The sequence below is a fragment of the Microbacterium sp. NPDC090003 genome (assembly GCF_044748385.1).
GTDB lineage: Bacteria > Actinomycetota > Actinomycetes > Actinomycetales > Microbacteriaceae > Microbacterium.
This window is the reverse complement of record NZ_JBIVFW010000001.1, coordinates 2603399-2621306: the sequence shown is the minus strand read 5'-3', so window position 1 is coordinate 2621306 and position 17908 is coordinate 2603399. Positions and strand designations below refer to the sequence as shown.

19 protein-coding genes are annotated in these 17908 nt (G+C 69.1%); 11 read left to right on the top strand and 8 right to left on the bottom strand.

Going from position 1 to position 17908, the window contains the following annotated elements; translation table 11 throughout:
• Positions 1-98: 98 nt before the first annotated feature.
• The 3 genes from ACIPVN_RS12640 to ACIPVN_RS12630 all read right to left on the bottom strand — a co-directional run bounded on the left by ACIPVN_RS12640 (position 99) and on the right by ACIPVN_RS12630 (position 4113).
• A complete protein-coding gene (locus ACIPVN_RS12640; protein WP_400443194.1) occupies positions 99-803 on the bottom strand; it encodes a hypothetical protein in 705 nt (234 codons plus the stop codon).
• Positions 804-813: 10 nt separating this feature from the next.
• On the bottom strand, positions 814-1317 hold the full coding sequence (locus tag ACIPVN_RS12635; protein ID WP_400443193.1) for an amino-acid N-acetyltransferase: 504 nt from the start codon (positions 1315-1317) through the stop codon (positions 814-816).
• Between the two features lie 270 nt (positions 1318-1587).
• On the bottom strand, positions 1588-4113 hold the full coding sequence (locus tag ACIPVN_RS12630; RefSeq protein ID WP_400443191.1) for an ATP-dependent Clp protease ATP-binding subunit: 2526 nt from the start codon (positions 4111-4113) through the stop codon (positions 1588-1590).
• A 211-nt stretch (positions 4114-4324) separates the two neighbouring features.
• Here ACIPVN_RS12630 and ACIPVN_RS12625 point away from each other — a divergent pair, with 211 nt between their 5' ends.
• Genes ACIPVN_RS12625 through ACIPVN_RS12615 form a run of 3 tightly spaced genes read left to right on the top strand, consistent with a single transcriptional unit; the run spans position 4325 to position 5858 of the window.
• Positions 4325-4960 (top strand): hypothetical protein, encoded by a 636-nt coding sequence (locus tag ACIPVN_RS12625; RefSeq protein WP_400443189.1) that lies wholly within the window; start codon positions 4325-4327, stop codon positions 4958-4960.
• Positions 4960-5622, top strand: coding sequence for a hypothetical protein (locus ACIPVN_RS12620; RefSeq protein ID WP_400443187.1), 663 nt, complete (start codon positions 4960-4962; stop codon positions 5620-5622). Before ACIPVN_RS12625 ends, ACIPVN_RS12620 begins: the two co-directional genes overlap by 1 nt.
• Positions 5619-5858 carry a helix-turn-helix domain-containing protein gene (locus ACIPVN_RS12615; RefSeq protein ID WP_400443185.1) on the top strand — a complete coding sequence of 80 codons (240 nt, stop codon included), beginning with the start codon at positions 5619-5621 and terminating at the stop codon, positions 5856-5858. The genes ACIPVN_RS12620 and ACIPVN_RS12615 overlap by 4 nt, the downstream gene beginning before the upstream one ends.
• Here the strand turns inward: ACIPVN_RS12615 and ACIPVN_RS12610 are convergent.
• Positions 5855-6211 carry a YbjQ family protein gene (locus ACIPVN_RS12610; protein WP_400443183.1) on the bottom strand — a complete coding sequence of 119 codons (357 nt, stop codon included), beginning with the start codon at positions 6209-6211 and terminating at the stop codon, positions 5855-5857. The genes ACIPVN_RS12615 and ACIPVN_RS12610 overlap by 4 nt on opposite strands.
• 95 nt (positions 6212-6306) lie before the next feature.
• Here ACIPVN_RS12610 and ACIPVN_RS12605 point away from each other — a divergent pair, with 95 nt between their 5' ends.
• Positions 6307-6651, top strand: coding sequence for a hypothetical protein (locus ACIPVN_RS12605; RefSeq protein ID WP_400443181.1), 345 nt, complete (start codon positions 6307-6309; stop codon positions 6649-6651).
• 166 nt (positions 6652-6817) lie between these two features.
• Complete coding sequence (locus ACIPVN_RS12600; protein WP_400443179.1) at positions 6818-8245, top strand: dicarboxylate/amino acid:cation symporter; 1428 nt, start codon at positions 6818-6820, stop codon at positions 8243-8245.
• A gap of 99 nt (positions 8246-8344) precedes the next feature.
• Here ACIPVN_RS12600 and ACIPVN_RS12595 read toward each other — a convergent pair whose 3' ends face one another.
• Complete coding sequence (locus ACIPVN_RS12595) at positions 8345-10075, bottom strand: cation:proton antiporter (RefSeq protein ID WP_400443177.1); 1731 nt, start codon at positions 10073-10075, stop codon at positions 8345-8347.
• 28 nt (positions 10076-10103) lie between these two features.
• Positions 10104-10466: a MerR family transcriptional regulator gene (locus ACIPVN_RS12590; RefSeq protein WP_400443176.1), complete on the bottom strand. Its 363-nt coding sequence runs from the start codon at positions 10464-10466 to the stop codon at positions 10104-10106.
• Positions 10467-10598: 132 nt separating this feature from the next.
• Here ACIPVN_RS12590 and ACIPVN_RS12585 point away from each other — a divergent pair, with 132 nt between their 5' ends.
• From ACIPVN_RS12585 to ACIPVN_RS12565, 5 genes are all read left to right on the top strand, one after another.
• Entirely contained in the window at positions 10599-11021 is a 423-nt protein-coding gene (locus ACIPVN_RS12585) for an Hsp20/alpha crystallin family protein (RefSeq protein ID WP_400443175.1), read from the top strand.
• Positions 11022-11217: 196 nt separating this feature from the next.
• Positions 11218-11448, top strand: a complete 231-nt coding sequence (locus ACIPVN_RS12580; protein WP_400443173.1) for a DUF2795 domain-containing protein — start codon at positions 11218-11220, stop codon at positions 11446-11448.
• A 77-nt stretch (positions 11449-11525) separates the two neighbouring features.
• The gene (locus ACIPVN_RS12575) at positions 11526-12566 is read left to right on the top strand and encodes an LLM class flavin-dependent oxidoreductase (RefSeq protein ID WP_400443171.1); all 1041 of its coding nucleotides are present in this window, start codon (positions 11526-11528) and stop codon (positions 12564-12566) included.
• Positions 12567-13116: 550 nt separating this feature from the next.
• Positions 13117-13707 (top strand): hypothetical protein, encoded by a 591-nt coding sequence (locus tag ACIPVN_RS12570; protein ID WP_400443170.1) that lies wholly within the window; start codon positions 13117-13119, stop codon positions 13705-13707.
• A gap of 175 nt (positions 13708-13882) precedes the next feature.
• Positions 13883-14092: a methyltransferase gene (locus ACIPVN_RS12565; RefSeq protein WP_400443168.1), complete on the top strand. Its 210-nt coding sequence runs from the start codon at positions 13883-13885 to the stop codon at positions 14090-14092.
• Between the two features lie 91 nt (positions 14093-14183).
• Here ACIPVN_RS12565 and pheA read toward each other — a convergent pair whose 3' ends face one another.
• Entirely contained in the window at positions 14184-15134 is a 951-nt protein-coding gene (pheA, locus tag ACIPVN_RS12560) for a prephenate dehydratase (protein WP_400443166.1), read from the bottom strand.
• Positions 15135-15202: 68 nt separating this feature from the next.
• Between pheA and pgm the strand changes: the two genes are divergently transcribed.
• A complete protein-coding gene (gene pgm / locus ACIPVN_RS12555) occupies positions 15203-16864 on the top strand; it encodes a phosphoglucomutase (alpha-D-glucose-1,6-bisphosphate-dependent) (protein ID WP_400443165.1) in 1662 nt (553 codons plus the stop codon).
• A 3-nt stretch (positions 16865-16867) separates the two neighbouring features.
• Here pgm and ACIPVN_RS12550 read toward each other — a convergent pair whose 3' ends face one another.
• Positions 16868-17860 carry a LacI family DNA-binding transcriptional regulator gene (locus ACIPVN_RS12550; RefSeq protein WP_400443371.1) on the bottom strand — a complete coding sequence of 331 codons (993 nt, stop codon included), beginning with the start codon at positions 17858-17860 and terminating at the stop codon, positions 16868-16870.
• Between the last annotated feature and the right edge of the window lie 48 nt (positions 17861-17908).

Genomic DNA, 17908 nt, shown 5'->3' with positions numbered 1-17908 from the left:
CTGTCAGCAGTTACCGATGCATCAGAGCTTTTCGGGAGAATCCACCGGGTCTGCTACGTGTTTCGAAGCGTTCCGAGCAGAAAACGGTCGATATCGACTCAGTACAGCAGGATCTGCTGCGTGGATACACTGGCGAATCCACCGATCGACACCGCCACGTGATACGACGCACCCCCGCCGGGAGCGCGCTGCCGGTTCTCCTGCTCGCAGGTCTCGACGCTCGACCGCGTGCGGTCCCAGGTGACCGGGTCCTTGCTGGTGACGGTGGTTCCCGCGGTGAGCGTCGCGATCATGCTGCTCGGGTTCTGCTGGCAGTCGGTCGAGCGCCACCACACGTCGGAGCCGCTCGAGACCGTGATCGACTGCATCGTCGAGCCGACGTCGAGCGTGCAGTCGCTCGAGCCCTTGTTGGTGAGTGAGATCGACAGCTTCGGCAGCACGCCGTCGGCGTACGACTCGGCGTCTGCGACGGCCTTCACCTCGATGTCCTTCGCCTGGCACGCCACGATCGCGGGCGTCTGCGATGCGTCCGGCACGTCCTCCGGCGCCTCATCCGGCGGGAGTTGCGGGTTGGATGCCTCGGCATCCGGGCTCGCGACCGTGCCGGGCGTCGGGGTCGACGCGCTCGACGAGGTCGATGAAGACGTCGGGGTGGGCTTCGGGGCGCTCTCGGTCGCGGCCGAGGCCCACGGCTGGGCGACCAGCAGCCACACACCGATCCCGATCGCCGCGAGCAAAATGATCAGTCCGCCGAGCAGCACGATGCGCCGACGGCGGTAGACGGCTGCGGACTGACGGGGCATGGGTTCCAGGCTAGTTCAGGTGCTTCAGCATCCGCGTGTTGCCGAGCGTGTTGGGCTTGACGTGCGCGAGATCGAGGAACTCCTCCACACCCGCATCACCGCTGCGCAGCAGCTGCGAGTAGACGTCGGGATCGACGACCTGCTCACCGATGGTCGTGAAGCCCCGACGGCTGAAGAACTCCACCTCGAACGTCAGGCAGAACAGCCGCGAGAGCCCGAGCGTGACCGCGTTCTGCTCGAGGCGCTCGACGATCGCGCGCCCGACCCCGTGGTGCAACCAGGCGTCGCTGACGAGCAGCGTGCGCACCTCGCCCAGGTCCTCCCAGAAAACGTGCAGCGCGCCGCAGCCGATCAGCTCGCCGTCGGCCTCGGCCACGACGAACTCCTGCACGGCCCCGTAGAGCACGGCGAGATCCTTGCCCAGGAGGATGCGCTGCTCGACCATCGGCTGCAGCAGATTGCGGATGCCGACGATGTCGGCGCTCCGCGCCGGCCGGACGATGTAGTCGCTCACGCGTCCAGCCTAGAACCGCGCTCCTGGATACCCCCCGAGCGCCTCGCCTCCCAGACTCGACGCACAACTTCGGAGATCCGGCACGACGCGCCGCTCGGCGGCGTGCGATCACGGCATGTCGGCTCAAAACTCCGAAGTTGTGCGGGGCAGGACGACCGGCGGCAGCGATACGCGCAGGGGAACCGGGCACAGAAAAGGGGCGGATGCCGAAGCATCCGCCCCTTCCTTCGTCTCGCTCCGCTCGCTCAGGAGCCGAGGTCGACGATCAGGTCAGTCGCCCGTGATCGCGAGATCGGGCGTGGCCGAGATGTCGCCGCCGGTGTTGACGCCGACCGCGACCGGTCCGCCCTCGCGGGGGCCGTGCTCGAACAGGAACTCCCCGTCCTTCGCGTCGACCTTCACGTGGTCGCCCGAGTCGAGCTCGCCGTGCAGGATCTTCTCCGACAGACGGTCCTCGACCTCGTGCTGCATCGCGCGGCGCAGCGGGCGCGCACCGAGTGCCGGGTCGAACCCGATCTCGATGAGACGCTCCTTGGCCCCCTGCGAGAGCTCGATCGTCATGTCGCGGTCGAGCAGCCGCTCGCTGAGGCGCTTGGTGAACAGATCGACGATCTGCACCAGCTCCTCCTTGTTGAGCTGCGGGAACACGATGATGTCGTCGACGCGGTTGAGGAACTCGGGCTTGAAGTGCCGCTTGAGCTCTTCGTTCACCTTGCCCTTCATGCGGTCGTAGCTCGTCGCGTTGCTGCCCTCGATCTGGAACCCGACCGGACCGCCCGCGATGTCGCGCGCACCCAGGTTGGTGGTCATGATGATGACCGTGTTCTTGAAGTCCACGATCCGACCCTGGCCGTCGGTGAGCCGACCCTCTTCGAGGATCTGCAGCAGCGAGTTGAAGATGTCGGGGTGGGCCTTCTCGATCTCGTCGAAGAGCACCACGCTGAACGGCTTGCGGCGCACCTTCTCGGTGAGCTGCCCGCCCTCTTCGAATCCGACGAACCCGGGAGGGGCACCGAACAGACGCGAGACGGTGTGCTTCTCGCCGAACTCGCTCATGTCGAGCGAGATGAGGGCGGCTTCGTCGTCGAACAGGAACTCGGCGAGCGCCTTGGCGAGCTCGGTCTTTCCGACCCCCGTGGGGCCGGCGAAGATGAACGAGCCCGAGGGACGCTTCGGGTCCTTGAGGCCGGCGCGCTGACGACGGATCGTCTTCGACAGGGCGGCGATGGCCTCTTCCTGTCCGATGACGCGCTGGTGCAGGGCCTTCTCCATGAAGACGAGTCGCGAGGACTCCTCTTCCGTGAGCTTGAAGACGGGGATGCCGGTGGCCTGTGCGAGCACCTCGGCGATCAGCCCCTCGTCGACGACCGCACTGGTGGCGACGTCGCCCGCACGCCACTGCTTCTCGAGGCGCAGGCGCTCGGCGAGGAGGCTCTTCTCCTCGTCGCGCAGGGCGGCGGCCTTCTCGAAGTCCTGCTCTTCGCTGGCGACTTCCTTCTGCTCGCGCACCTTGGCGATCTTCTCGTCGAACTCGCGCAGCTCGGGCGGGCTCGACAGGATCGACAGACGCAGGCGTGCGCCGGCCTCGTCGATCAGGTCGATGGCCTTGTCGGGCAGGAAGCGGTCGGAGACGTAGCGGTCGGCGAGGTTCGCCGCCGCGACGATCGCGCCGTCCGTGATCTGCACCTTGTGGTGCGCCTCGTAGCGGTCGCGCAGACCCTTGAGGATGTTGATCGCGTGCGGCAGGCTCGGCTCGTTGACCTGCACCGGCTGGAAGCGGCGCTCGAGCGCGGCATCCTTCTCGAAGTGCTTGCGGTACTCGTCGAGCGTGGTGGCGCCGATGGTCTGGAGCTCACCGCGGGCGAGCAGCGGCTTGAGGATGCTGGCCGCATCGATCGCGCCCTCGGCGGCACCCGCACCCACGAGGGTGTGGATCTCGTCGATGAAGACGATGATGTCGCCGCGCGTGCGGATCTCCTTGGTGACCTTCTTCAGGCGCTCCTCGAAGTCTCCGCGGTAGCGGGAACCGGCGATGAGCGAGCCGAGGTCGAGCGAGTACAGCTGCTTGTCCTTCAGCGTCTCGGGCACATCGCCCTTGACGATGGCCTGCGCGAGGCCCTCGACGACGGCGGTCTTGCCGACGCCGGGCTCGCCGATCAGCACCGGGTTGTTCTTCGAGCGGCGGGAGAGGATCTGCATGACCCGCTCCGCCTCCTTCTCGCGCCCGATGACCGGGTCGAGCTTGTTGTCGCGTGCGGCCTGCGTGAGGTTGCGACCGAACTGGTCGAGAACCTGCGAGCCGCCCTGCGCGCTCGGGGTGTCGTTGCTCTGCGCGCCGACGGCGGCGGGCTCGCGGCCCGGGGCGCCCGAGAGCAGCTGGATGACCTGCTGGCGCACCTTGTTGAGGTCGGCGCCGAGCTTGACGAGCACCTGCGCGGCGACGCCCTCACCCTCGCGGATGAGACCGAGCAGGATGTGCTCGGTGCCGATGTAATTGTGGCCGAGCTGCAGGGCCTCGCGGAGGCTGAGCTCGAGCACCTTCTTGGCGCGGGGGGTGAAGGGGATGTGGCCGGTCGGCTGCTGCTGACCCTGGCCGATGATGTCCTGCACCTGCTCGCGCACCGCGTCGAGGGAGATGCCGAGGGACTCCAGCGCCTTGGCGGCGACGCCCTCGCCTTCGTGGATGAGACCGAGCAGGATGTGCTCGGTACCGATGTAGTTGTGGTTGAGCATCTTCGCCTCTTCTTGGGCGAGGACGACCACACGACGGGCTCGGTCGGTGAATCTCTCGAACATTGTCAACTCCTTGGTTCGCACGTTCCCTGTGGGTGCGAGCGCTTGTATACCGAGAGTAACGACCGCGGATGCCGTGTATGCCCGTGTTCGCCGTCGGCATAGTGCGGTGACGCCGTGCGACGGGCCGGTTCGGCCGGGCGGGTTGACGCCTTTATCGAGAGTCGATATGTTAACGGGAATCGATAACAACGATCATCGATAAGGAGTGGATATGCGCACCTCGCAGGACGTCCCCACGCGCGGCGACCGCTGGTCGATCGTCGCGTTCTCGATCGTGGGATTCGCGATCGCCGCCTGGATCGGTATCAGCGCCGTGATGCGCATCGTCGTGCTGGCGGGCGGCACGAACGTGCCCGTGACGGTCGAGTTCGTCGACGGAGTGGCCGACGTCGCTCTCAGCGACGGCTCGGCGACGGTGCCGATCGAGCTCGACCGCGGCATCCTCGTCGCTCCGCAGCTCACACCGATCGCGATCGTTCCGGGCATCCTGGGGCAGCTCGCGATGATCCTCACGGTCGTGACGGTCGTCGGATGCCTACTGCTGCTGTCGCGCAGCATCATCGGCGGCCGCGTGTTCAGCCGCCGTAACAGCGCTCTCGTCGCGACCGCCGGTCTCACCGGGCTGATCGGCGCCGCTGCGGCGAGGTTCTTCGACAACATGCTCGCGAACGCCACCGTGTCGCTGATGACCGACAACCGGCTCGATACGGCGGTGCTCACCGTCGAGCCGTTCACCTGGGTGCTGGCCGCCTTCATCGTGGCCGTGATCATGACCGCCTTCACCGTCGGCGACCGCCTGCAGCGCGAGAAGGCGACGCTCGAGAAGGAGACGGAGGGACTCGTCTGATGTCCACTGCACCCGATCCCCGCACCGCCCGCGCACCGCGGACCAGCCGCTCCGAGCGTGCCGACGCGATCACCGTTCTGCTGTACGCGGCGGCCTCGGTCGTGATCGTCGGCATCTCGACCTGGCTGCGCGTGCTGTCGACGTTCCGAGAGACCGGAATCGCCTGGGTCATCCCCATCGACGAGATGCCCGTCGACGCGACCGGAGATTCCGGCGCCGTGTCCATCCAGGGCATCGCCCAGGAGGTTCTCGTCGTGGCACCGAACGTGAACGGCGTCTCCATCGGCGCGATCATCGGCGCCATCGCCCTCACCGCCCTGGCCGCCCTCGCCGTCATCGGCTCGGTGATGGTCGTCGCGATCAACTTCCTCGCCGGGCGCTTCTTCGTCCGTGCCAACGCCCGCGCCTTCGACGTGATCGGCTGGACGCTCGCCGTCACCCCCGTCGTCGTCCTGCTCCTCGAGACCATGGGACGCAACGGCGTGCTCGCCGCCGGCGGTCTCGGCCCCGGCGAGACCGCGCACCCGACCGAGTTCTGGGCCATCGCGCCGATCTTCGCGACCGGAGTCGCGGTCGGCCTCATCGCCGTCGCCTTCCGCCGCGGCATCCGCACCCAGCAGGAGAACGCCGCCCTGCAGAAGGAAACCGAGGGGCTCGTATGACGCCGGCGGAGAACGACGACGAGTTCACCGGCATCCACTGCCGCCTCGACGAGCTGCTCGCCGAACGGGGCATGACGCTCACCGAGCTCAGCGCGCGCGTGGGCGTGAGCATCGTGAACCTATCGGTGCTCAAGAACGACCGCGCCCGCGCCATCCGTTACTCGACGCTGCGGGCGATCTGCGACGCGCTCGACTGCGAGGTCGGCGAGCTCCTGGTGCTCGCCGACCGCCCCTAGAACCGGGGCGGCTGGGGCGGCGCGGGCTGCTGCGGGGCGAGCGGCTCGACGACCACCGCGGTGCCGTAGGCGCAGATCTCGGTGAAGTTCTGGATGGACCCGGCGTCGAAGCGCATCGCGACGATCGCGTTGCCTCCGCGCTGCTGCGCCTCGGCCCACATGCGCCCCATGACGACCTGCCGAGCCTCGTACATGACCTGCGTGTATTCGGGGATCTCCCCTCCGCCGAGCGAGCGGAAGCCAGCCGCGAAGCCCTGGCCGAAATCGGTCGAGCGCACCGTGAGGCCCATGACCTCGCCGAGCACCTGCGTGATCCGGTAACCCGGGATGTCGTTCGTCGTCACCATGAACATCAGGCCATCGTCGCACTCCTAGCAGAAATCGTGATGGGTAAATATCCCCATGCCGATATTCCTATCAATGGGCTGAGAGCCGATAACCTGGCCGCATGATGAACTTCGACCGGAAACTGCGCACCCGCTCCCGCCTGCTGCTGGCCCTGCCCGCCGCGGCCCTCGCCCTCTCGCTCGCCGCCTGCGGCGCGAGCCGTCCGTCCGAGGCGCAGGTCGCCGACGGACTCACCAAGTACTTCGAAGACGCCGGCCAGTCCGAGATCTTCACCGCCGACGCCGCCGAGTGCTTCTCGGGCTACCTCGTCGACTCCGACCTGAGCAACGAGACCCTCAACTTCCTCGCCAACGGCGAGGACAAGCAGGCGAACCAGGACGACTACGACCTGCTGCAGAAGATCCTCCAGGACAACATGAACGAGTGCCTCGCCATCGAGGAGTGACCTCCCTCGTCTGACCTCCGGTCGGATCGACAGTGAAGGATGACGGATGCTGCGGCATCCGTCATCCTTCGTCATTTCCGCCCAGGGAATTCCCACATCGACCTAGCGTTGAACGTTCTGGCGTGTATATCGGCATGCCGCGATCTGTTCTGGAGTTCCCCCCGCAATGAGTACCACCGCTCGCGCGCAGAAGGCGCCTGATACCCGCGGACCGATCCGGAAGCTGCTGACGTCGTTCGGCTTCCAGATCCTCGCCGCTCTCGTCCTCGGCATCGCCGCCGGCCTCATCGGCCGCCAGCTCGGCGCCACCGCCGAGAACCCGAACGGCCTCTCGGCCACCCTCGACACCATCGGCAGCTCGTACGTGACGCTGCTGCGCGCCGCCGTCGTGCCCCTCATCTTCACCGCCATCGTGGCGAGCATCTCGAACCTGCGCCGCGTGCAGAACGCCGCCCGCCTCGCCGGACAGACGCTGCTGTGGTTCGCGATCACCGCGTTCATCGCCGTCGTCATCGGCATCGTGCTCGGCCTCGTCATCCAGCCCGGCGCCCGCGCGGGCGAGGGCCTCGAGCCCGGCGAGCCCTACACCGTCGGCACGTGGTGGAACTTCCTGCTGGGGCTCATCCCGCAGAACTTCCTCGGTATCGGCGTGAGCAGCTCGTTCGACGCCGAGGCCGGGGCCGTTTCGTCGAGCGTCAGCTTCAACATCCTGCAGGTCATCGTGGTGGCCGCCGTCGTCGGCATCGCCGCCCTCAAGGCCGGTAAGAAGGCCGAGCCGTTCCTCGTCTTCACCGAGTCGCTGCTCAAGGTCATCCAGCGCGTGCTGTGGTGGATCATCCGCATCGCCCCGCTCGGCACCTTCGGCCTCATCGGCGCCGCCGTCATCAAGTACGGCTGGGAGAAGCTCGCCTCGCTCGGCTGGTTCGCGATCGCGATCTACGTCGGCCTCGCGCTCGTGCTCTTCGTCGTCTACCCCGTGCTGGTGAAGACGCACGGCCTGTCGATCAAGCAGTACTTCTCGGGCGTCTGGCCCGCCGTGCAGCTGGCCTTCGTCAGCCGCTCCTCGATCGGCACGCTCCCCCTCACCGAGCGCGTCACCGAGCGCAACCTCGGGGTGCCCCGCTCGTACGCCTCGTTCGCCGTGCCCTTCGGCGCGACCACCAAGATGGACGGCTGCGCCGCGATCTACCCGGCCATCGCCGCGATCTTCGTCGCGCAGTTCTTCGGCATCGAGCTCAACTTCGTGCAGTACCTGCTCATCGTGATCGTCTCGGTCGTGGGCTCGGCCGCCACCGCCGGCACGACGGGCGCGGTCGTGATGCTCACGCTCACGCTGTCGACGCTCGGCCTGCCGCTCGAGGGCGTCGGACTGCTGCTCGCGATCGACCCGATCCTCGACATGGGTCGCACCGCGGTCAACGTCGCGGGCCAGGCGCTCATCCCGACGATCGTCGCCAAGCGCGAGGGCATCCTCGACGAGACGCTCTACAACGCCCCTCGCGAGGGTCTGCCCTTCGCCGAGGACGATGACGACGACGCCCCCGAGACGGATGCCGGCGCTTCCGCCGCACCGGAGCCCGCCGCCTCGCGCTGAGCGCCACCCCTCTGCAGAAGAGCGCCTCGCCCTCCCGGGCGGGGCGCTCTTCTCTGTCGTGGGGCGCTCTTCTCTGTCTCGGACGAGCGGATGCCGTCGCTACGCGCGCTCGCCCGGACGGGTCGCCCCGCGGGTGTCCATGGCGAGCTCCTCGGCGTCCATCGCCGCGATCAGTTCGCGCATGACCTCCTCGTCGAGATTCCCCCTGTCGCGCTCCTCGAGGAGGATCTCGCGGCGCACCTGCAACCACCCCTTCGAGAGGGCGACGAGGTCGTCGTACGAGGGCTTGGTGACCGAGTCCTCGACCTCCTGCGCCTCGTCGGTGTCCTTCTCGACGCGGGTCATGCGCTTGGCGAAGGCGTCGAAGATCGAGAGGTCGACCTCGCCGTACTTCTCCTCCCATTCCACCCGCTTCTCGGCGAGGAACGCCTTGCCGGCCCGGCGACTCTTCTCCTTCACCGCGGCGAGGGCCCTCTCGTCCTCGTCGTGATCGACGTCGCTGGCGATGCCGAGGCGACGGATCAGCATCGGGAGGGTGAGCCCCTGCAGCAGCAGCGTGCCGACGGTCACGACGAACGCGACCACGACGATCGCGTGCGAGGCCCGTTCGTCGAGCGTCGCGAGATCGGCTGCGGCGAGCGCCGTCGCGAGCGTGACCACGCCGCGCATGCCCGCCCACGAGATGACCGCGTTGTCCTTCCAGGTGAGCTGCAGCCCCGCCATCCGCTCGCGCACGATCTGCGTGCGCAGCTCGTCGGGGGTGAACTGGCTCCACCGCCGTGACTGCTTCTGGCGCTTCTGGAACTGCCCCGACTCGACCCCGCGGTCCCAGCGGGCGAGGCGCCGGCGGTCCTGGAAGTTCGCCCAGGCGCTGATCGGATAGATGTACAGCGGCCGCACGATGAGCACGACCAGCAGCACCGCCCCCGACAGCAGCAGGATCTCGCCGATCGACTCGGCGCCGAGGTCGCTGACCACACGGGGCAGTTGCAGGCCGATGTACGCGAACACGAAGCTCTCGAGCAGGAAGTCGGCCGACAGCCAGATCGGCTTCTCCTGCTGGCGGGTCGTGTAATCGGTGCGCGGGGCGTTGAACCCGACGTAAAGGCCCATCGCGACGACGGCGAGCACGCCCGAGCCGTTCAGGTGCTCGGCGATCGCGTAGGCGCCGAAGGGTGCGAGCAGACCGAACGTGCCGATCACCACGGGATCGGTGATGCGCATGCGCAGCTGGTGCAGCGCGACGCCGAACACCAGGCCGATGCCGACGCCCACCGCCACCGCGACGACGAACTGCCAGACACCGCCCCCGACGCTCACCGTCGCGCCCGCGAGGATCGCCGCGAACACCCGGTACAGCGTCAGCGAGGTCGCGTCGTTGATGAGGCTCTCGCCCGAGAGCACGGTCATGATGCGCCTCGGCAGGCCGAGCTTGCGTCCGATCGCGGCGGCCGAGACGGCATCGGGCGGCGAGACGATCGCACCGAGCAGGAGCGCTCCGGGCAGACCCAGATCGGGGAAGATCCACCACGCGATCAGGCCCACGGCGATCGCCGTGATCAGCACCAGCCAGATGCCGAGTCGGCGGATCTGCGGCAGGCTGCGCCTGAACCCGACGAACGAGACGTCGAGGGCCGCCGAATACAGCAGCGGCGGCAGCACGAGGTTCAGCAGCAGGTGCCCGTCGGCGCGCAGCTCCGGGACGAACGGCAGGAACGACACCGCCAGCGCGACGACCGTGACGAGCAGGGGTGCAGGCCACCCGCGCCACCGGGCGATGGCCGCCACGACGACGGCGCCGACGAGGACGTAGAAGATCTCGGCATCCATGCTGGCCAGGGTATCGCCGAGGCCCGGGTCAGTCCGCGCCGAGCCCCTCGCGCAGCCCCGCGTTCTCCGATTTCAATCCGGCGTTCTCGCTCTGCAGGCCCGCGTTCTCGCTCTGCAGGCCCGCGTTCTCGCTCTGGAGGCCGGCGTTCTCGTCCTGCAGCGCCAGAACCCTCTGGATGCCCGCGATGTTCAGCCCGTCGCCGCGGAGCTCGGCGGCCCGCCGCAGCCGATCGACATCATCGTCGCTGTACCGGCGCGTGCCCCCGTCGCTGCGTGACGGGGTGAGCAGACCCTTGCTCTCGAACAGACGCAGCGTGGCTTCGGGCAGATCCGACAGCTGCGCGGCGACGGCGATGCCGTAGACGGGGGTGCGGGAGTCGCGCGTCGTCATGGGGCTCCTTCGGTCATCCGGAGAGGACTTGCATTCGATCAGAAGTTGTTCTATAACAAATCTACAGCACAGATGCAGATTACCTGCATCCCTCACCGAGAGCCCGCGAGGGCCGCACGAAAGGAGACACCCATGGCACTCACCTTCGATCCGTTCAGTCAGCTCGACCGCTTCGCCGCGAGCGTGCTCGACTCCGTTCGCGCACCTCGATCGATGCCGGTCGATCTCTATCGCGACGGCGACCGCTACATCCTGCACGCCGATCTTCCGGGTACCGACCCCGGTTCGATCGACGTTGATCTCGACGGCGCGCAGCTGACGATCCGCGCACAGCGCACCGCCGACATGCAGGAGGGCGTGCGCTGGCTCGCCCGCGAACGCGGTGCCGGCACGTTCCTCCGCCAGTTCACGCTCGGCGAGGGAGTCGATCTCGACGGCATCAGCGCCTCGTACGAGAGCGGCGTGCTCTCGGTGATCATCCCGGTGAGCGAGCGCGCGAAGCCCCGCAAGATCACCGTCGAGTCCGCCGATCAGCGCCAGGCGATCGACGCCTGACCCGGCTGGCCCCCGCCGGCCCCGCCGGCCCGGCCGGCCCCGCCGGCCCCGCCCGGCACCGCACCGCACCGATCGGTGCGAAACGCCGGTTCTCAGGTCTCATGAGCGTCGTTTCGCACCGATCAGTGCACCGAAACCGCACCCCGGGGGCGCGCTCGCGATGAGCGCGCCCCCGGGCACTCCCGAAAGGAACGTCATGACCACCTCCCCCGCACTCGACCGCTTCCTCGCCTCGATGGAGTACCCGGCCACCCGCGACGACCTGCTGCGCGAAGCCGCCCGCGACGGTCTCGGCGCCGACGACCGCGCACTGCTCGCCGAACTGCCCGACCAGAGCTACAGCGCCGCGTGGAGCATCCGCTATCGCCTGACCCGCCGCTCGCTCTCGGATGCCTTCACGCCGGGACGCACGCCCGTCGCCGCCTGACCCACCGGCCGCCTCCTCTGCTGCGACGGACGGGCGCCGCGGGAATGCCACGTCGCGTCCGCCGGTTGCAGCAGAGGATGAATGACGTCGCACTCTCCGTCCTCGACCTCGTGCCCGTGCGCACCGGTCAGACCAGCGCCGAGGCCATCCGCGCCTCCCTCTCGCTCGCCGAGATCGCCGACCGGATCGGCTATCGCCGCTACTGGTTCGCCGAGCACCACAACATGCCGGCCGTGGCATCCACCACTCCCCCGGTGCTGATCGCCGCCGCCGCGACCCGCACCTCGAGCATCCGCCTCGGCTCCGGCGGCGTCATGCTGCCGAACCACGCGCCGCTCATCGTCGCGGAGCAGTTCGCCGCCCTCGCGGCCATCGCCCCCGGGCGCATCGACCTCGGCCTCGGGCGCGCGCCCGGCAGCGACCCCGTCATCACGCAGCTGCTGCGCGGCTCGGGCGTCACCAGTGACGTCGAGCAGTTCCCCCGCCACGTGCAGGACATTGCCGCGCTCGTGTCGAACGAGGGCGCGACCGTGCGCTTCACCTCCGGCGGGGAGTACACCGTGCGCGCGACGCCCGCCGCGACCGACGCCCCCGAGGTGTGGTTGCTCGGCTCGAGCGACTATTCGGCTCAGCTCGCGGCATCCCACGGACTGCCGTACGTGTTCGCCAACCACTTCTCGGGCGAGGGTCTCGAGCGGGCTCTCGACCTGTATCGCACCAACTACCAGCCGAGCGAGGAGCACCCGACGCCGCGCACCTTCCTGACCGTCAACGCGGTCGCGTCTCCGACCGTCGAAGAGGCCGAGGCGCGCGCCCTGCCGCAGCTGCGCATGATGTCGCGGCTGCGTCTGAACAAGCCGCTCATCGCGCTCGAGACGGTGGAGGAGGCGCTGGCCGCGGAATCGGATGCCGCGACCGACCAGGTCGTGCAGGCCGCCCGCTCGCGCTGGTTCGTCGGAACGGGCGCATCGGTCGCCGCCGAGGTGCGCGAGTTCGCGAGCCGCTGGGGTGTCGACGAGGTCATGCTCTCGCCCGTCGCCGGCGCGTACGAGGCCGAGCCCGCCGACTCGGCGACCGGTCGCGCCCAGACCCTGGAGCTCGTCGCCGCGGCGCTGTAGCGGTTCCATCCCCCTCCCCCTCCCCCTCCCCCTCCCCCGAGGGATCAATATGTCGGCTTCCCAACCCGATTGACGTGACATTCTGATCCCGCACGCGCGGCGAACGGGATCCCGCACGCGCGGCGAGTGGGATTCCACAGGGTCGGTTATCCACAGATCCCGCGGGAACGTTCGATCTTTCGGGATCCAGCCGGTCGGGACCGGAGACGATGACCCGATGCGTCATCGAATCCCCCTCCCGCCCGAACTCGGCCCGTGTTTCTCCGTCCGCGATGCCGAGCGATCTGGTGTGGGTCGAACGCGACTAGCCGCGCGAGATCTCGCCCGCCCGTTCGACGGAGTACGCGCCCGGCAGCATCCGGAGAACTTCGCGCAGCACGTCGCGTGCTTCGCCCCTCGAATACGCCCGGGTCAGGTTCTCGCAGGACGAACCGCGGCGCGCCTCTGGGGCCTCCCCCTGCCGATGCGCTGGCGCCTCGACGAGCCGATCGATGTCGCCGTAGCGACCGGAACCAGTCCCCCGCGAACCCGTGGAGTCCGGGGCCGAAAGTTGGCCGGTGAACGTCTCGCCGCCCTCACGATCGACGGTATCCCCGTTCTCGACCCGATCGCCACGGTCTTCGTCTGCGCCGCAGAGCTGACGCCTCGCCAGACCGCCGTCATGCTCGAGGCGCTGATCACGACAGCACGGAACTATCCCGGCATCCGCCTCGATCGCCCTCCCGCCACCCTCGCGATGATCAGCGATCGGATCGAGGAATGGGGTCGCTTCCCGGGGTGCGGAAAGGTTCGCGACGCGCTGGAGATCGTGCGAGAAGGGGCGGAGTCGCCCAAGGAAACCGAGACGAGGCTGCTGCTGAGCGACTTCCATCTCCCCGAACCCGTCGTGCAGCATTCCGTCGTCATCGGCGGTCGTTTCCTCGCGCGGGTGGATCTCGCCTACCCGCAGTGGCGGATCGCCATCGAGTACGAGGGCGATCACCATCGGACCGATCGGAACCAATGGCAGACCGATATCCGTCGACATCGCGCCCTCGAGGATCACGGATGGATCGTGATCCGGGTCACGCAGCTCGATCTCCGCGGCGGCGGTGCGGCCCTCGCCGCGCGCATCCGCCGAGCGATCGCGTCCCGCCGTTGATGTCACCCGAGCCCGCTCTCCTCTCTCTCCCCTCCCTCCGGGATCAGAATCTCTTCGCGTGCCAGCCGGGGAGCCGACATATCGATCCCGCAAGGCGGCTCCCCGACGCGCGCGACGGAGGCCTAGCGCACCGGGCCCGGCGGGCGTAGCCTCAGCCCTGGAGAGGAGTTCGATGATGAGCACCAGCACCACACTCGGCCTCTGGGTGGCCTACGGCCGCAACGGCGTCGTCGGCAGCATCCGCCATGACGACGAGGGCTACCGGGTGACGATGGCGGGGGCGGATGCCTCGGCCGGCACCTACCCGTCGCTCACCGTGGCGAAGAGCGCGCTCTACGCCCTCATGACGCCCGGCAGCGACTGGCCGAACTTCCGGGAGCACTGATCACCGCACCTCGGGGATCAGAATCGCATCTCCGGGCGCCCGCGAAGCCGACATATCGAACCCGCACCGGACGGAGTGCGCCGGAGGAGGCTCAGGCCTCGGGCTCACCCGAGACGATGCCGCGCAGCCAGTCGCGCGCCTCGACGAACACGTCGTCGGCGTAGCGATCCGGGTAGTGCACGATCTGGCGATCGGCCCGCGGGTAGGACCCGAGGAACACCACGCGGGGGCTGAACCGACGGATGCCGAGCAGCGCATCCGCCATGCGCTCGTGCTCGATGTGCCCGTCGGCGTCGATCACGAAGCGGTAGCGACCGAGTTCGTCGCCGATCGGGCGCGACTCGATCAGCGACAGGTTGATGCCGCGGGTCGAGAACTGCTCGAGCATCTCGAGGAGCGATCCGGGGTGGTCGTGGGGCAGCTCGACGATGAGCGAGGTCTTGTCGGCGCCGGTCGGAGCCGGCGGCGCGGTCGTGCGCGACACGAGCACGAAGCGGGTGACCGCGTTGGCGTTGTCGCCGATGCCCGAGGCGAGCACGTCGACGTCGTAGTGGTTGACGATGCCGGGGGCGGCGATCGCGGCCTGGGCGGGCAGGCTGCCGTCGAGCACGCCGATCGCCGAGGCGACGTTGCTGGATGCCGGAACGTGCGAGTGCGCCGGGATGTTCTGGCCGAGCCATCCGTGGCACTGGGCGTAGGCGACCGGGTGCGCGGCGATGACCGACACCTCGTCGAGCGTGGTGCCGCGCGGGGCGACGAGCACGAAGTTGACCTTCACGAGGTACTCGCCGACGATGCGCAGACCGGGGAGGGTGGCCAGGGCGTCCTGCGTGGTGGAGACGCCGCCCTCGATCGAGTTCTCGATCGCGATCATCGCGGCGTCGCTGCGCCCCTCGAGCACGTCGGCGAGGGCTTCACCGACGTTGTGCACGGCACGCCACTGCTGGCCTCGGGCTTCGGCGACCTGGTCGAGCGCCGCCTCCGTGAACGTTCCGGCGGGTCCCAGATAGCTGTAGGTACGGCGTTCGGTCACGCGTTTCACCTTAGCCCTCCGCGTCAAGCCTCCGACGCGAAGTTTCCTCCGGGCCCGGATCGGTGCAGACTGAACTCATGACGAGCCGTGCCGGCCTCCCCGCGGAGGAAAGTGACCTCATCGATGTCGACGAGTTGATCGCCGCCTACTACGACCGCATCCCGCGCCCGGATGTCGCCGCCGAGCGCGTCGCGTTCGGCACCAGCGGCCATCGCGGCTCGGCGCTCAGCGGCAGCTTCAACGAGGTGCACATCCTCGCCACCACTCAGGCGATCGTCGACTACCGGAGCGCCCAGGGCATCACCGGCCCGCTGTTCCTCGGTCGCGACACGCACGCCCTGTCGCTGCCCGCCGAGCGCAGCGCGATCGAGGTGCTCGCCGCGAACGGCGTCGACGTGCGGGTCGACTCCCGCGACTCGTGGGTGCCGACCCCGGCGCTCAGCCACGCGATCCTCACCTACAACAGGGCCCTTCGACAGGCTCAGGGACCGGCCGAAGCGAATGCGGGCCGCGCCGACGGCATCGTCGTCACCCCCTCGCACAACCCGCCCCGCGACGGCGGCTTCAAGTACAACCCGCCGCACGGCGGCCCCGCCGACACCGACGCCACCGGGTGGATCGCCGACCGCGCGAATCAGCTGATCGAGGCGAACCTCGAGGGCGTGAAGCGCGTGCGCTTCGCCGACCTCGACGGCGACACGATCGGCACCTACGACTTCCGCGACGCCTACGTGCGCGACCTCTCGTCGATCATCGACGTCGAGGCGATCCGCCGGGCGGGCGTGCGCATCGGGGCGGACCCGTTGGGCGGCGCATCCGTGGAGTACTGGGCGCTCATCAAGGAGGTCTTCGATCTCGACCTCACCGTCGTGAACCCCGAGGTCGACCCGACCTGGCGCTTCATGACGCTCGACTGGGACGAGAAGATCCGCATGGATCCGTCGTCGCCGTCGGCCATGGCCTCGCTCGTCGCCAAGAAGGGCGACTTCGACGTGCTCACCGGCAACGACGCGGATGCCGACCGCCACGGCATCGTGACGCCGGATGCCGGTCTCATGAACCCGAACCACTACCTCGCCGTCGCGATCGACTACCTGTTCTCGCACCGCACGGAGTGGCCGCGGGATGCGGCGATCGGCAAGACGCTCGTGTCGTCGATGATCATCGACCGGGTCGCCGAGTCGCTCGGCCGCCGTCTGCTCGAGGTTCCCGTCGGGTTCAAGTGGTTCGTTCCCGGTCTGCTCGACGGCTCGGTCGCGTTCGGCGGCGAAGAGTCGGCCGGTGCGTCGTTCCTGCGCTTCGACGGCTCGGTGTGGTCGACCGACAAGGACGGCATCCTGCTGTGCCTGCTGGCCGCCGAGATCATCGCCGTGACGGGCAAGACCCCATCGGAGCGGTACGCCGAACTCGAGACGGCGTTCGGATCGTCGGCCTATCAGCGGGTGGATGCCCCGGCCACGCCCGAGCAGAAGGCGACGCTCGCGAAGCTGGCGCCCGAGTCGGTGTCGGCGACGACGCTGGCCGGCGAGGAGATCACCGCCAAGCTCTCGCACGCCCCCGGCAACGGCGCGGCGATCGGCGGCCTCAAGGTGCAGACCGAGCACGCGTGGTTCGCCGCACGCCCCTCGGGCACCGAAGACGTCTACAAGCTCTACGCCGAGAGCCTGCGCGGCCCCGATCACCTCGCCGAGGTGCAGGCCGAGGCACGCGCGGTGGTGTCGGCGGCGCTGGGGGCGTAGCTCTCAGCGGGTCGCGGTGCTGGCGCGGATCACCAGGGACGTGGGGATGACGGACGTCGACGGCGCAGCGGCGTCAGCGCCGCCATCCGGGTCGCCCTCGATCTCGGCGACCAGCGCGGCGACCGCGCGGTCGGCGAGGGCAGTGAAGTCCTGGCGGATCGTGGTGAGCGGCGGGCGGTAGTTCGCGGCATCCGGCACGTCGTCGAAACCCACCACGCTCACCGCGCCCGGTACGTCGCGCCCACGCTCGGCGAGGCCGCGCACGAGCCCCAGCGCCATCTGGTCGTTGGCGCAGAAGACGGCGGATGCCTCGGCGAACGCATCGGCGGCGGCGAAGCCCGAGTCCGACGACCAGTCGCCGCGCATGACGGCTGCGGGACGGATGCCGTGGGCCTCGAGCGTCTCGCGCCAGCCGCGTTCGCGCTCGGCGGCGGCAAAGGAATCCTCGGGACCCGCGAGGTGGTGCACGGCCTCGTGCCCGAGGTCGAGGAGGTGCCGGGTGGCGGCGGCCGCTCCCCCGGCGTGATCGCTGTGCACGGCGCGCAACCCGCCATCGGCGATCGCATCGATCACGACGAGGCGGAGCCCGGCCGGCCGGGCCGACGACGGGACGAGGGCGGATGCCTCGTTCAACACGATCGCGCCGTCGACCTCCTGCTCGGCGAGGCGATCGAAGGCGGCGTCGACACCCGCGACCCCGTCGGACCCGGGGGCGGCGGTCGCGACCGTGAGAGCGTATCCGCGTTCGGCAGCGGCTTCGGCGGTGGCCTGCAGCATCCGCGAGTTGCCGACCGTGGCCAGCGTCGTCACGACCAGGCCGATGGTCTGGGAACGCCCGGTGCGCAGCGCGCGGGCGGCGCGGTGCGGACGGTAGCCGAGGTCGGTCATCGCCTGCTCGACCCGGGCGCGGGTCGCGGGATCGACGCGGGGGCTGTCGTTGACGACGCGCGAGACGGTCTGCCCCGAGACACCGGCGCGAGCGGCGACCATCGCCATCGAGACGCGGCCCGACGTCGGTCGACGAGAGGAGGCGGGGTCGTTCAC